Genomic DNA, 13582 nt, shown 5'->3' on the forward strand with positions numbered 1-13582 from the left:
AATTCAGATCGCTTTCGAAAAGACTAAACTCGGCGCCGCCTCACCCCATCGCCGTGAACAGCAGCCCGGCAATGCCCAGGCCCACCGCGGCCAGCGCATCGCCGGCGATCAGCCCGCCGCCCACCAGCGAAGTGGTGCTCATGTCCTCGGGCAGCGGATCGGCCTCGGCGCGCCGGCCCGGCATGGCGTTCAGCACGCTGGCCACCACCCCGCCGGCGGCGAACCACGCCGAGGTCGGCAGGTTGACGAAACCGCCGAACGAGGACGCATAAGGCGAAGGCAGCAGCACGGCATCGACCAGGAAATCGAGCACCCGGCCCCGGCCGCCCGCGGCGACCATGCGCTGATACCCCGCGCGCGACTTGACCGCGAGGCGCAGCAGCGCGGTGGCCAGGCCAAGGCCGATTCCCAGCGCCACCGCGGTGCGCTGGTGCGGCAGGTCCTGCGCCAGCCCGCGCAGCGCGCCGACGATCTTGTAGGTCATGGCCGAGGCCCAGCGCTGCGGCTGCGCGCCCGCGGACAGCATGGTCTGGTCCAGCGCCAGCTCCGGATAGGCCCGCATGAACAGGCGCGCGAACAGCACCGCCAGCACCGCGCCGACGACGATCCCCGCCACCTGGAAACGGAACTGCACGGTACGGTCCGTGCCCAGCCGCCAGCCGGTGGAACGGTCCTGCTGCATGTCGCAGGCCTGGCTGGTGGAGACCAGCAGCACCGTGGCGGCGATCAAACCCACCTGGGGATCCTTCAGGCCGAGCGCCGCCATCAGGATCACCGACAGCACGAAGGCCGAGGAAATCGGGTTCTGGTCCACCATGCCGACCGAGATGCCGTTGACCATCGCGAACAGGAACACCAGCATCACGGCCAGCAGCAGGTAGCCGGCCGGCTGGTGCAGCAACCCGCTGCCCACCGCCACGACGGCGCCGCCCCAGAACACCACCCACGCCAGCAGCCGCCACGAGGCGCCGCCGCGGGCCCGCGGGCGGGCCGCGCGCACTTCCCGGGCCTGCCGCCAGGCGCGCCGCAGGAGCAATGAGATGTCGACCAGCGCCGCGCCCATGATCATGCCGAGCGCGATCAGGAAGGTGATCTTGCGGAACGGATCGCCGGGCGCCAGCCAGCCGACCGAGATGAAATACGGCACCAGCGCCTGGCCCGCCAGCCCTGCCGCCAGCGCCGCCAGCCCGATGCGCGCGCCCACGATCATGCCCGCGCCGAAGGTGGAAGCCGACAAATCGACGGCCGCCAGCAGCGCCACGCGCGCCGCGCCGATGCCGCAGGCCGCGCCCAGCACGGTGCCGCCGGCCAGGCGCGAGACCGAGCGCCGCAGCAGCACCGGATCGGTCAGCGCGCGCAGGATATTGGCCACCGCCAGCCCGGAAGGGAACGTCAGCTGCAGGCGGTCGACCAGGATCGGCGTGTACAGCATGCCCACGCCCACGCCGAACATGCCCACGCACAGCATGTACAACATCAGTTGCCACAGCGGCGGCTCGGGCAGGCCCATCCACGTCATCGCCTGGACCACCACGGCCATGCCGCTCATGCCGGCCACCGAGGCGGCAATGGTCTGGATGTAGTTGGCGCCGTGGCGGCCGTCCGCGCCATAGCCGTAGGTGATGGTCGAGCCGAGGATGCCGGCCAGCACCTGGCCGCCCACGAAGAACCCGAGCGAGAAATTCATGTAGGCCGCCGCGACCCCGCCCAGGGGCCCCAGCACCAGCACCCCGACCGCGCCGAGCAGCGCGTAGTAACCCCAGCTGCCCTGCGCCGGCAGCCAGGCCCAGCGGCGGCCGGCAGCCTGCGCGCCGGCGGGCGCAGCGTCGAAGGGCGGCGGACCTGCGGCTTCCGTCATTGGCTTTCCCATGCGCCTCGGCATTGATCGGATCTGCGGGATGGAACGAAAACGGCGGGCATACGGGAGCGGCCGTCACGAAGGCAATACAGAAGGCAATGCAGGAAGAGATGCTACCGCAACGCAGCGTGGCGGAGCCGGGAGGGAGGACCAGAAAAGACCGAAAGAACGGCGGGGACGGAGATGGCGGGAAAGGCCGGTGCCAGGCACAACGGCTGCGTGAACGGCCGCATGAAGCGGGCGCCGCAAAAAAGTCCGGACACGCGAGGTGTCCGGGAACCCATTTGCTGACTCAGATCGTGTCACAAACCTGAGAATTAAATAGTAATGATTATCATTTTCCAGGTCAAGAAATGTATACCCTGCCCGCTCTCTCTCGTTCGCCTTCCCTGGCATGAAAGCAAGGCTTGAACCACTTTCGGCGCTCTCCCGACTAGCAGTTTTCCTCCATTTCCCCTGCACATCGCGGCAGTCCCGCGCGACGCGGAACATGGACCCGCCCGCCAGACCGCGCTGACACTGGCCTCGCGGTCGTCATGCGCCCGCGGTGCTGCCCGAGGCATATTTCCACGCGGCGCAACGCGTCATTGCCCTTCCTTGTCATGACAAGCATTCGCACTCAGTGTAGGAGGCGAACAGCAGGAGTCCGTCATGAACACCACCTATTTCGTCTGGCACTACACCACGGGGAGCCATCTGCCGGCGATCGCGCAATCCAGAGGCCTGATCCCTGCCGCCACGCCCGCCGGCACGGGCAAGGTGTTGTGGTTCTCGCGGCAACAGCATTGGGAGCCATCCGCCGCCCACGCCGCATGGCAGCGCCGCGACGCCTCGCGCGCCGTCCCGCGGCCCGGCATGTCCGGGCAGCCGCCCCTGTTCCGCTTCGGCCTGCCGCGCAGCGACACCCGCCTGCTGCCCTGGCCCGCCATCACCCGTGTGGCCGGCATCGCGGTGCCGCAGGCCATGGTGATGGTCGCCAGCGGCCTGCGCATGGGCGCAAACCCGACCGACTGGCTGGGCACGATGTCCGCCATCCCGCTCGCCGAGCTGCGCTTTCAGGCCTGGGACGGCGGCAAATGGCAGGATGCCAGCCTGCATGAGCATGAACTGGCCGCGCGGCACGGTGCTGGCGGCGCGCCGACAGCCGGCGTTTGCGGCGCTCACCTGCACTGAGCCAATATGGCGTCACATTGTTTCCGTATAGCAAAACAATCGACGTGAGCCGGGGCGAGTGCTTTTTATTTCCGTATAAGGAAACTAATTTGACTTTGTGTCCCGGCGTCCCTAAAGTTTCCGCTTGAGGAAACAATCGAGTTTCCGTACTGCATTCATCTCGTTGTTTCTATTCCTGGAAACCACCTGACCCTATCCGCCACCATGCCACGCCAGCTATTGCCCGTACCAGCGCCGGTCGATCCGCGCCTGACCACCCTCGCGGAGCTGGGTGCGCTGGTGCGCCGCCGCCGCCTGGAACAACAACTTCGCATCGACGATGCGGCGGGATTCTGCGGCGTCTCGGCCAACCTGTTGTCTCGGCTGGAAAACGGCCGCCCGGTGCAGACCGACAAGTTGCTGCTGGTCCTGGCGGGCCTCGGCCTCGGCCTCGTCGCCGGGCCGAAGGCAATGGTAGCGGGGCTGTCCCTGCCTGCCGCCGCGGAAGCGGACGCCTGATGGCAACGCATGCCCTGTCCGTCCATGACGGCGACGACCGCGTCGGCACGGTCAGCTACGACGCACTCGCGGACACCTTCGCGTTCGCCTACGATGCGGCCTGGCTCGGTGCCGCGCGGCGCTACCCGCTGTCTCCGGCAATCCCGTTCGGGGCACCCGCCGCTTCGGCAACGATCCGGCGCTTCATCGAGAACCTGCTGCCCGAGGGCCATGCGCTCGACATCGCCTCCGAGTACGGGCAGGTCGCCAGGAACAATGTCTACGGCCTGATCCGGCAACTCGGCGGCGAGACCGCTGGCGCCCTGCGCTTTCATGCCGGCGCGCCGCCCCCGCCCGATGCGCCACGCCTGCGCGAAATCACCTCGGAGGAACTGGACCAGCGCATCCGGGCGCGCGAACAGGTGCCGTTCTCGGTGTGGGATGGCCGCGTCCGGCTGTCGATTGCCGGATATCAGGACAAGCTCGCGGTCTACGTGGAGGGCGGCCGCCTCTGGCTGGCCGACGGCGAGGGCGTGGCCTCCACCCATATCGTCAAGCCGGAGGCGGCACAGGAGTCTGCCCCCTGCATGGTGGCCAACGAACACTTCTGCATGACGCTGGCCGCGCGCCTCGGCTTGCCCGCCGCGCCGGTGTCGATCCTGCGCATCCCCAGCCCGGTCCTGCTGATCGAGCGCTTCGACCGCGTGCGCGAAGGCGGCGCCGTACGGCGCCTGCACATCGTGGATGCATGCCAGGCGCTGGACCTGCCCGTGAGCTACAAGTACGAGCGCAATTTCGGCGCCGGCAGCGACATAGCCGCCATCCGCGACGGGGTGGGCTTCGAACGGCTGTTCTCGCTGCGCGGCCAGACCGTGGACCAGGCGGTGGCCCAGCGCGTGATGCTGCAATGGGCCACGCTACAGTTCCTGATCGGCAACAGCGACGCGCACGGCAAGAATTTTTCCTTCTTCTGCACGCGCGCCGGCCTGACACCCACACCCTTCTACGACCTGGTCTCGGTGGTGCAATACCCGCGTTTCCAGCATGACCTGGCCATGGCCTATGGCGACGCGTTCGAACTGGACAAGATCACGCCGTTTGCCTTCGCGGACTTCCTCTCGCGCATCGGCATCCGCCGGCCCACCGGCGTGCGGATCATGACCGCGCTGGCGCGCGCAGCCTCATCCCAGGCCGAGGCGCAGGCAGGCGACGCAGCCTACGTCGGCGCCGAGCGCGACATGGTGCGGGCCATCGCGGCGCTGGTCCGGCGCCAGGCCGAGGCGCTGCAGGCGATGGCGCCGGCAATCCTGGCCGTCGACGCAGACCTGCTGTAGCGCCGCCCGCCCAAGGGGGATTCAGGCAGCCTTGCGCTGCCCGCCCAGGTTCCGCCCCGCGTCCGGCGCCATCCGCACGTAGCCGATCAGCGAGACCAGTGTCAGCACGCCGGCAAACAGGAAGGCCCAGCGGAAATCGCCGAGCGTGAAATGCGGCAGCGCGCCCGCCTGGACCGGCTCCGCGCGCAGCGACGCCGCCACGCGCAGCGACAGCGAGCCGAACGCGATGCCGAGCCCGATGGTCATCTGCTGGGCGGCGTTCCACAGCGTGTTGGCGCTGCTCATCTGCGCCTGCGGGATGTCCGCGTAGGCCAGCGTGGCGAGCGTGGAAAACTGCATCGAGCGCGTCACGCCGTAGACGAACACCACGAACAGCACCACCGCCAGCGGCGTCTGCGGCGTGAGCAGCCCGCAGGCCACGATGAACAGGCTGGCGAAGGCCACGTCGACGATTGCCGTGGTGCGGAACCCGTAGCGGTGCAGCACGCGCGTGGTGAGCGCCTTCATGCCGAGGTTGCCCAGCGCGCTGGCCAGCAGCAGCAGGCCCGAGCGGAACGCGGACAAGCCGAAGCCGACCTGGAACAGCAGCGGCATCAGGTACGGCACCGCGCCGATGCCCACGCGCGTGAGCGACCCGGTCATCACCGTGACCGAGAAGGTCGGCACGCGCAGCGTGGTGAAATCGAGCAGCGGGTGCGGATGCCCGGCGGCGTGGCGCACGGTCAGCAGGCCCAGCACCACCCCGGCCGCCACGCAGCCGCCCGCCAGCGCCAGGCTGGCGCCGTCCTGGCTGGCCAGCTCGGTGCCGTACAGCACCAGCGTCAGGGTGGCGCCGCTGAGCAGGAATCCGGCCACGTCGAGCGGCTTGCGCTCGGCCTCGCGCGCGTTGCGCACCATCATGAACGTGGCCACCAGCGCGGCGATGCCGAACGGCACGTTGAGCAGGAAGATCCAGCGCCACGAGGCATAGGTGGTGATGAAGCCGCCGATCGGCGGCCCCACCACGGGCGCGACGATGGCCGGCCAGGTGATGGTGGAGATGGCCTTGATCAGGTCGCGCTTGTCGGTATTGCGCACCACGATCAGGCGCCCCACCGGCACCATCATCGCCCCGCCGATGCCTTGCAGCACGCGCGCCGCGGTGAACTCCACCAGCCCGCCGGAAGCCCCGCACAGCACCGATGCCACCGTAAACACCACGATGGCGCCGCCGAACACGGTGCGCGAACCATAGCGGTCGGCAATCCAGCCGCTGACCGGGATGAACACCGCCAGCGCCAGCATGTAGGCGGTCATGCCCAGGCTGAGGTCGTTCGGCCCGACCCCGAACGACCGCGCCATCTGCGGCAGCGCCGTGGCGATCACGGTGGTGTCGAGGTACTCCATGAAAAAGGTGGCGGCGACGAGATACGGCAGGAATCTCATCGAAGACTGGCTTTGCGTGGTTTCCATGGACTGGCGTGCGCGGCCCGGCAGGGTGCCGCCGGGCACAGGGGTGGGTTGTCTCGGTCTTGGCGGCCGCCCCGGGGCTGGCGCGCCGGGGCAAAAGCGCCATCATACCGGGCCTGGGCGCCAGCCGTTGCCGTCGCCGCTCAGCGCGGCACGCGCACCGGATCCACGTGCGTCATCACGTCCAGCACGTCGGTCACCAGCAAGGCGCGCCGGCGTGCCTCGGTGGCAATGCGGTGGCCGGCCTCCACCGTGAGCGAGCCGTCGATCTCGAGGTGCACGTCGGCCAGCACGAAGTCGCCCATCTTGCGCGTGCGCAGGTCATGCAGGCCCTGCACGCCGGGCGTGTCGGCCATGGCCCGGCGGATCTGCTCCACGGTCTGCTCGTCCACGGCGCGGTCCATCAGGTCGTGCAGCGCCTCCCACGAGAACTTCCAGCCCATGCGGCTGACCATCAGGCCGACCACCAGCGCGGCGATCGGGTCCAGCATGTGGAAGCCCAGCATGTTGCCGCCGATGCCGAGCGCCACCACCAGCGAGGACGCCGCGTCCGAGCGCGCGTGCCAGGCATTGGCCACCAGCATGCCGGAGCGCACGCGCTGCGCCACCGCCAGCATGTAGCGGAACAGCAGTTCCTTGGCCGCCAGCGCGCCCAGCGCCACCCACAGCGCGATCTCCCTGACCGGCTGGATCAGCTCGGGATGCTCCAGCTTGCTCACCGCACTCCACAACATGCCCGCGCCGACCGCCAGCAGCAGCACGCCGATGGCCAGCGAGGCGGCGGTCTCGAAGCGCTGGTGGCCGTACTGGTGGTCGTCGTCCGCGTCCTTGCGGCTATGGTGACCGGCGAACAGCACCACGAAATCCGAGACCAGGTCGGACAGCGAGTGCACGGCATCGGCGATCAGCGCCTGCGAGCCGGCGAACAGCCCGGCCAGCATCTGCATGCAGGTCAGCAGGATATTCACGCCGACGCTCACCAGCGTGCTGCGGCGCGCCGCCTCGGACTTGACCGTCGTGTCGGCGCCGTCCTGCTCGCCGGGTTCGCGCGCGTCGGTTCTCATGCGGCCCTCGCCGGGCGTTGCCGCGCTCATCGCGCACGCGCGGCGCGGGCGCGCCGTTCCAGCCACTCGAACAAGACCATGCCCGCCAGCATGGCCAGCACGAACACCGCGCCCTGCCAGGCGCCCGCGCCCAGCAACACCAGCGCCGGGCCCGGGCAGATGCCCGCCAGGCCCCAGCCGATGCCGAACAGCAGGCTGCCGCCGGCCAGGCGCGCATCGATGCGGCGCGCGGCCGGCAGCTGCATGGGCAGCCCGAGCAGCGATACGCGGCGGCGCCGCGCCAGCGCGAACGCCACCAGGCCGACCGCGATGGCGCCGCCCATCACCAGCGCCAGCGACGGATCCCAGGCGCCCGCCAGGTCGAGGAAACCCAGCACCTTGGCGGGGTTGGCCATGCCGGCCAGGATCAGCCCGAGGCCGAACACCAGCCCGGCCAGCAGCGCGGACAGCAGGGACAGCAGGGACAGCAGGGACGCCGGCCGCGCGGCGGCATCGGGAGCGCCGCGCGAAGGCGTAGCGGAAACCGTCGTATGCATGGCCATCTCAGCGGCCGGTCACGTGGCGCACCACATAGACCGTGGCAAAGCCGGCGGCCATGAAGGCCAGCGTGGCCGCCAGCGAGCGCGGCGACAGCCGGGACAGCCCGCACACGCCGTGCCCGCTGGTGCAGCCCGCGCCATAGCGGGTGCCCAGGCCCACCAGCAGCCCGGCCACGACCAGCATGCCGGTGCCGGCCTCGATGCGGATTTCCGGCAGCGCCGCGGCCAGGCGCCAGCCCAGCGGCGCCGCCACCAGGCCGGCCACGAAGGCCAGCCGCCAAGCCACCTCGCCGCGCGCCGGGCGCAGCAGGCCGCCGACGATGCCGCTGATGCCGGCGATGCGTCCGTTGAACAGGATGAACAGGGCCGCGGCCAGCCCGATCAGCAGGCCGCCGGCCAGCGCGGGCAGCGGGGTGAAATGCGTCCAGTCGATTGTCATGATGGTCTTCTTGTCGGGGTCCCGGGCGGCTGGTGCCACCCTCGTGCTGCGCTGGTGCTGCGCTGGTGCGATGCGAGTGCGATGCTAGTGCGACATCAGCACGGGAATGTCGGACTGCCGCATGAGGGTGCGGGTGGTGCCGCCGGTGACCAGCTCGCGCAGGCGCGCGTGGCCGTAGCCGCCCGCGACCAGCAGGTCGGCCTGCAATTCGCGCACCGCCGCCAGCAGCAGCGGCCCGGGCCGCTGCCCGCCCGGCACGGCATGGACGGCGGCGGCAATACCGTGGCTTGCCAGGTGCTCGCACAGCGCGGCGGGCGCGGCCTGCGGCTGCGGCGTGCCGCCGTCGGCGGCCGGGGCGGAGATCACGCTGACGCGCGCGGCCCGGCGCAGCAGCGGCATGGCGTCGGCCACCGCGCGGGCGGCTTCGCGGCCGCCGTCCCAGGCCACGGCGACGTGTCCGCAGGCCAGGCTGCGCACGCCGGGCGGCACCAGCAGTACCGGCCGGCCCGCTTCCAGCATCACGTATTCCGGGGTCTGCGCCACCAGCACGGGCAGCGATTCCAGCCCCGGCAGCCGGGCCAGCACGATCAGGTCGGCCAGCCGCCCTTCCCGGGCCAGCGCCCAGCCCGGATCTTCCTCGATCAGGCGATGCGTGCAGCTCACCTCCGGCGCGGCCTCCTGCATGACGCGGTGGAACTCGGCGCTGGCGGCCGCCCCTTGCGCCAGCAACTGGCGCCGGGCCAGCTCGGCATAGCGGCCGGCGTCGTCGCCGGCGCCGCGCAAGGGCTCGAGCCGCATGCCGGTCGCGGTCACGCCGGTGACGCTGGCGCCGCTGTGCCGCGCCAGCCCGGCCGCCAGGCGCACCCGGTCGGCGCAGCCCGTATCCGGGCCAAGTTCGACCAGCAGGGTCTTGTATTCCATGATGTCTGGGGCTCCGGGCACGGTCAGCGGTGGATTGGGCGGCGGCGGGGGCCTGCGCACGATGCCGCGGTGCCGCCGCGCCGCAATTATGCCAAGCCCGGGCGCGCCGTGGCAGCCCCCGGCCGGGGCGGCGGGCGAGCGCCGAAAAAATAACTTCAGAATCCGCGCCGGGCTGCCGATAGCAATGCCAGAGCCGAGTCATTGGCCCGCGAGGCCCCGCCGGGGCGGGCAAGCATCATCGGTCGTTAGCGACGTTTACCTCACTCATGCCAGACAGAGACAAAGCGCTCAGCATAGCCGACCCCCATCAGCTATTTCGCAACTCGCTCGAACAGGCCACCGATGCCGTCTTCGTGCTGAACGCGGACGGCCAGGTGATCTTCCTGAATGCGGCGGCGCAGGCGCTGTGCGGCGCCAGCCGGGCGGAGGTGATCGGCCTGCATGTCGATACGCTGGTGCAGCGGCTGCCCGATGGCGGCCACGCCACTCCGGAGGCCTGCCCGCAGCCCGGGCGCGGAAACGACGAGCGCGACGAGCGCGACGGGCGCGGCGACCGGCTGCCGGCGGTGCAGGTGCTGCGCGCCGACGGCGGGAAGCGCTTCGGTTTCCTGGCGGAATCGGCCACCACGCTGGGCGACCTCACGCTGCGCACGCTGCTGGTCAAGCTGTCCGACGCGGCCGGGCCGTGCCGCGACGACCACCCGCTGCTGGCGGTGATCGCCGACGAGATCGACAGCGCGGTGCTGGTGGTGGATGCCGACTGGCGCATCGTCTACGTCAACGCGGGCCTGACGCGCATGCTGGGCTACGCGCCCGAGGACATGGTCGGGCGCACGCCCTGCGACGTGCTGGCCGGCGAGTTCACCGACCTCGCCGCCCTGCGGCGCCTGCAGGCGCCGCACCCCGCGCCGCTGGTGGAACGCCACGAGGCGCTGATCTATGCGCGCGGCGGCAGCCCGCTGTGGGTCTCGGCCACCGTGCGGCACCTGGCCAGCACGGGCGGAGGCCACCATCACGGCATCGTCATCCTGTCCGACATCACCCAGAAGAAGACCTACGAGCTGCTCCAGCGCAAGGTGCTGCACGCGATGGTGATGGAGCAGCCGCTGCCGGCGGTGATGGAGCTGATCTGCCAGGAAGTGCAGCGCGTGGCGCCCTCGGTCATCGCCAGCGTGCTGCGCGTGGACGCCGAGCGGCGCCTGCGCCCGCTGGCCGCGCCGGCCCTGCCGCCCGAATATTCGGCCATGCTCGACGGCCTGCCGGTCGGGCCCACGGTAGGCTCCTGCGGCACCGCCGCCTGGCTGGGCGAGCCGGTGGTGGTGAGCGACATCGCCGCCGATCCGCGCTGGGCGGACTACCGCCACCTGGCGCTGCCGCTGGGCCTGGCGGCCTGCTGGTCATACCCGATCAAGGCCGGCGACGGCCGCGTGCTCGCCACGCTGGCCTTCTATTTCCGCCGCGTGTGCGAGCCCGACGCCTTCCACCAGCAACTGGTGGAGGTATGCGCCTCGCTGTGCAAGCTGGCCTTCGAGCGCGACGACGCCGCCGAGCGCATCCAGCAGCTCGACCAGTACGATTCCCTCACCGGCCTGCCCAACCGCAGCCTGCTGCAGCGCCAGGCCGGCAAGCTGCTGCTGGCGGCGCGCCAGGCCGGCGCCGCGCTGAGCGTGCTGTTCGTCGACCTGGACCGCTTCAAGTACATCAACGACTCGCTCGGCCACAGCGGCGGCGACAAGATGCTGCGCGAGGTGGCCAAGCGCCTGATCGCCCATGCCGGCGAAAGCGCGCTGGTGGCGCGCCTGTCGGGCGACGAGTTCGCGCTGGTGCTGCCCGGCTCCGACCGCACCCGCACCATCGCCGCCGGCCAGCGCCTGCTGGCGGCCATGCGCCAGCCGCTGCGCATCGACCACGCCAGCATCGCGCCCTCGGCCAGCATCGGCATCAGCCTGTTCCCGTCGGACGGCGACACGCTGGACTACCTGCTGCACTGCGCCGAGATGGCCATGTACGACGCCAAGGCGGCCGGGCGCAACCTGTTCCGCTTCTTCAGCATCGAGATGAACTGGGCCGCGCAGGAGCGGCTGGCGCTGGAGTCCGCGCTGCGCGACGCGCTGCTCAACGAGGAGCTCCACCTCAATTTCCAGCCGCAGGTGTTCCTGCGCGACGGGCGCCTGTACGGGCTGGAAGTGCTTGTGCGCTGGCATCATCCGCATTTCGGCAAGGTGCCGCCGGACCGCTTCGTGCCGCTGGCCGAGGACGCCGGGCTGATCGGCACGCTGGACCGCTGGGTGCTGGAGCGCTCGTGCGCGCAACTGGCCGCGTGGCGCCGCGAGGGCATCCCTGTGCCGACCATTTCCGTCAATATCTCGCCGGCCAGCTTCCGCGACCCGGCGCTGGCCACCCACGTGGCCGAGACGCTCGCGCGCCACGGCCTGCCCGCCCACGCGCTGGTGCTGGAGATGACCGAAGGCCTGCTGATGGAAGACGATGCCGGCATCGCCGCCACCGTCGCCGCCATCCACGCGCAGGGCGTGCGCCTGTCGATGGACGACTTCGGCACCGGCTATTCGAGCCTGGGTTACCTGCGCCAGTTGCCGGTGCACCAGCTCAAGCTCGACAAGAGCTTCGTGATCGACCTGGAAAGCGACGCCGCCGCGCGCGAGCTGGCCAGCGCCGTGATCCGCATCGGCGACAGCCTGAAGCTCGCGGTGGTGGCCGAAGGCGTGGAAAACGAGGCGCAGCGCCAGTTCCTGCTCTCGCAGGGCTGCCACATGGGCCAGGGCTACCTGTTCTCGCGCCCGCTGGACGCCGACGCCGCGGCGCAATGGATGAAGTCGCGGCGCCCGCCCGAGCGCGCGGCGCCGCTGCCCAACCACTCGCTGCGGTAAGCCCGCCGCCGCCGCGGCAGGCGCGGCGGCGGCCATCACGACAGCATCACGACGGCATCACGACGCCCGCAGCACCTCGGCCAGCGTGCCGAACAGGGTGTCGATCTGCGCCGGCTCGATCACCAGCGGCGGCGACAGCACCATGGTGTCGCCCGAGGCGCGGATCAGGCAGTCCTTCTCCAGGCAGGCCAGGTGCGCGGCATAGCCGCGCTGGCCGGGCTGGCCCGGCAGCGGCTCCAGCTCGATGGCCGCCAGCAGCCCGATGTTGCGCACGTCCGCCACATGCGGCAGGCCCCTGAGGCCGTGCGCCGCGTCGGCCCAGCGCTCCGACAGTTCGCCGGCGCGCAAAAACAGGCCCTCGCGCCGATAGATGTCCAGCGCCGCCAGCCCGGCCGCGCAAGCCATCGGGTGGCCCGAATAGGTATAGCCGTGCGGCAGCTCGATGCTGCCCGGCGCGCCCTGCATGAAGGCCTCGTACACATGGCTGCGCACCAGCGTCGCGCCCATCGGCACCGCGCCGTTGGTCAGGCCCTTGGCGCTGGTCATCAGGTCCGGCACCACGCCGAAGGCCTGCGAGGCGAACGGCGCCCCCACGCGGCCGAAGCCGGAAATCACCTCGTCGAAGATCAGCAGGATGCCGTGCTTGTCGCAGATCTCGCGCAGGCGCTGCAGGTAGCCCACCGGCGGCACCAGCACGCCGGTGGAGCCCGATACCGGCTCGACGATCACGGCGGCGATGGTGGACGCGTCGTGCAGCGCGACGATGCGCTCCAGTTCGTCGGCCAGGTGCGCGCCCCAGGCCGGCTGGCCGCGCGAGAACGCCATCGCCTCGCGGTTGTAGGTGTGCGGCAGGTGGTCCACCCACGGCAGCAGGTTGCCGAACGGCTTGCGATGGCCGGCGATGCCCGACACCGAGAGCCCGCCGAAACCCACGCCGTGATAGGCGCGCTCGCGCCCGATCAGGCGCACCCGCTGCGGCTCGCCGCGCGCGCGGTGATAGGCCAGCGCGATCTTGAGCGCCGAGTCCACCGCCTCCGATCCGGAATTGGAGAAGAACACGTTGGACAAGCCGGCCGGCGCCTCGGCCACCAGCGCCTCGGCAAACTCGAAGGCCAGCGGATGGCTCATCTGGAACGACGGAGCGTAGTCCAGCTCGTAGGCCGTGCGCGCGATGGCCTCGACGATTTCCGGGCGGCGGTGCCCGGCATTGACGCACCACAGCCCGGCCATGCCGTCCAGCACGCGGCTGCCGTCGGGGCGGATGTAGTACATGCCGTCCGCGCCGGAGAACATCTGCGGCCGCGGCTGCTGCTTGAAGCGGCGGTTGGACGTGAACGGCATCCAGTACGCGGCCATCGAGGCGGAGGTGGCGGAGGTGGCGTCGGAAGTAGTGTCGGAATCGGGCAATACGCTGTGGGCGGTCATGGCGGGGCTCGTCGA

The 13582-nt window shown here is 70.7% G+C and carries 11 protein-coding genes; 4 read left to right on the plus strand and 7 right to left on the minus strand.

What is annotated here, in order from left to right:
- Positions 1-40 precede the first annotated feature (40 nt).
- A complete protein-coding gene (locus ACKI2N_RS27675; protein ID WP_420992033.1) occupies positions 41-1858 on the minus strand; it encodes an OPT/YSL family transporter in 1818 nt (605 codons plus the stop codon).
- Between the two features lie 651 nt (positions 1859-2509).
- Between ACKI2N_RS27675 and ACKI2N_RS27680 the strand changes: the two genes are divergently transcribed.
- The 3 genes from ACKI2N_RS27680 to ACKI2N_RS27690 all read left to right on the plus strand — a co-directional run bounded on the left by ACKI2N_RS27680 (position 2510) and on the right by ACKI2N_RS27690 (position 4842).
- On the plus strand, positions 2510-3031 hold the full coding sequence (locus tag ACKI2N_RS27680) for a hypothetical protein (RefSeq protein ID WP_420992034.1): 522 nt from the start codon (positions 2510-2512) through the stop codon (positions 3029-3031).
- A 204-nt stretch (positions 3032-3235) separates the two neighbouring features.
- Positions 3236-3529 (plus strand): helix-turn-helix domain-containing protein, encoded by a 294-nt coding sequence (locus ACKI2N_RS27685; RefSeq protein ID WP_420992035.1) that lies wholly within the window; start codon positions 3236-3238, stop codon positions 3527-3529.
- A complete protein-coding gene (locus ACKI2N_RS27690) occupies positions 3529-4842 on the plus strand; it encodes a HipA domain-containing protein (protein WP_420992036.1) in 1314 nt (437 codons plus the stop codon). Before ACKI2N_RS27685 ends, ACKI2N_RS27690 begins: the two co-directional genes overlap by 1 nt.
- 21 nt (positions 4843-4863) lie before the next feature.
- Here ACKI2N_RS27690 and ACKI2N_RS27695 read toward each other — a convergent pair whose 3' ends face one another.
- The 5 genes from ACKI2N_RS27695 to ACKI2N_RS27715 all read right to left on the minus strand — a co-directional run bounded on the left by ACKI2N_RS27695 (position 4864) and on the right by ACKI2N_RS27715 (position 9254).
- Positions 4864-6294 (minus strand): MFS transporter, encoded by a 1431-nt coding sequence (locus ACKI2N_RS27695; protein ID WP_420992037.1) that lies wholly within the window; start codon positions 6292-6294, stop codon positions 4864-4866.
- 140 nt (positions 6295-6434) lie between these two features.
- The gene (locus ACKI2N_RS27700) at positions 6435-7355 is read right to left on the minus strand and encodes a cation diffusion facilitator family transporter (RefSeq protein WP_420992038.1); all 921 of its coding nucleotides are present in this window, start codon (positions 7353-7355) and stop codon (positions 6435-6437) included.
- Between the two features lie 26 nt (positions 7356-7381).
- Entirely contained in the window at positions 7382-7891 is a 510-nt protein-coding gene (locus ACKI2N_RS27705; protein WP_420992039.1) for a DUF6691 family protein, read from the minus strand.
- 7 nt (positions 7892-7898) lie between these two features.
- A complete protein-coding gene (locus tag ACKI2N_RS27710) occupies positions 7899-8333 on the minus strand; it encodes a YeeE/YedE family protein (protein WP_426990856.1) in 435 nt (144 codons plus the stop codon).
- Between the two features lie 84 nt (positions 8334-8417).
- Positions 8418-9254, minus strand: a complete 837-nt coding sequence (locus tag ACKI2N_RS27715; protein WP_420992041.1) for a universal stress protein — start codon at positions 9252-9254, stop codon at positions 8418-8420.
- 266 nt (positions 9255-9520) lie between these two features.
- On the opposite strand from ACKI2N_RS27715, the gene ACKI2N_RS27720 reads away from it, so the two are divergent.
- Entirely contained in the window at positions 9521-12142 is a 2622-nt protein-coding gene (locus tag ACKI2N_RS27720) for an EAL and GGDEF domain-containing protein (RefSeq protein ID WP_420992042.1), read from the plus strand.
- Between the two features lie 57 nt (positions 12143-12199).
- On the opposite strand, the gene ACKI2N_RS27725 is transcribed toward ACKI2N_RS27720, so the two are convergent.
- Entirely contained in the window at positions 12200-13498 is a 1299-nt protein-coding gene (locus tag ACKI2N_RS27725; protein WP_420992079.1) for an aspartate aminotransferase family protein, read from the minus strand.
- Positions 13499-13582: the final 84 nt, after the last annotated feature.

It is taken from the genome of Cupriavidus sp. 30B13 (assembly GCF_049059565.2).
Lineage (GTDB): Bacteria > Pseudomonadota > Gammaproteobacteria > Burkholderiales > Burkholderiaceae > Cupriavidus.

Excerpts from the sequence above, each read along its gene's own strand:
- ACKI2N_RS27710 (WP_426990856.1), bottom strand. The coding sequence starts at position 8,333 with ATGACAATCGACTGGACGCATTTCACCCCGCTGCCCGCGCTGGCCGGC.
- ACKI2N_RS27695 (WP_420992037.1), bottom strand. The coding sequence starts at position 6,294 with ATGGAAACCACGCAAAGCCAGTCTTCGATGAGATTCCTGCCGTATCTC.
- ACKI2N_RS27700 (WP_420992038.1), bottom strand. The coding sequence starts at position 7,355 with ATGAGAACCGACGCGCGCGAACCCGGCGAGCAGGACGGCGCCGACACG.
- ACKI2N_RS27680 (WP_420992034.1), top strand. The coding sequence starts at position 2,510 with ATGAACACCACCTATTTCGTCTGGCACTACACCACGGGGAGCCATCTG.
- ACKI2N_RS27690 (WP_420992036.1), top strand. The coding sequence starts at position 3,529 with ATGGCAACGCATGCCCTGTCCGTCCATGACGGCGACGACCGCGTCGGC.
- ACKI2N_RS27675 (WP_420992033.1), bottom strand. The coding sequence starts at position 1,858 with ATGACGGAAGCCGCAGGTCCGCCGCCCTTCGACGCTGCGCCCGCCGGC.
- ACKI2N_RS27720 (WP_420992042.1), top strand. The coding sequence starts at position 9,521 with ATGCCAGACAGAGACAAAGCGCTCAGCATAGCCGACCCCCATCAGCTA.
- ACKI2N_RS27725 (WP_420992079.1), bottom strand. The coding sequence starts at position 13,498 with ATGGCCGCGTACTGGATGCCGTTCACGTCCAACCGCCGCTTCAAGCAG.
- ACKI2N_RS27705 (WP_420992039.1), bottom strand. The coding sequence starts at position 7,891 with ATGCATACGACGGTTTCCGCTACGCCTTCGCGCGGCGCTCCCGATGCC.
- ACKI2N_RS27715 (WP_420992041.1), bottom strand. The coding sequence starts at position 9,254 with ATGGAATACAAGACCCTGCTGGTCGAACTTGGCCCGGATACGGGCTGC.
- ACKI2N_RS27685 (WP_420992035.1), top strand. The coding sequence starts at position 3,236 with ATGCCACGCCAGCTATTGCCCGTACCAGCGCCGGTCGATCCGCGCCTG.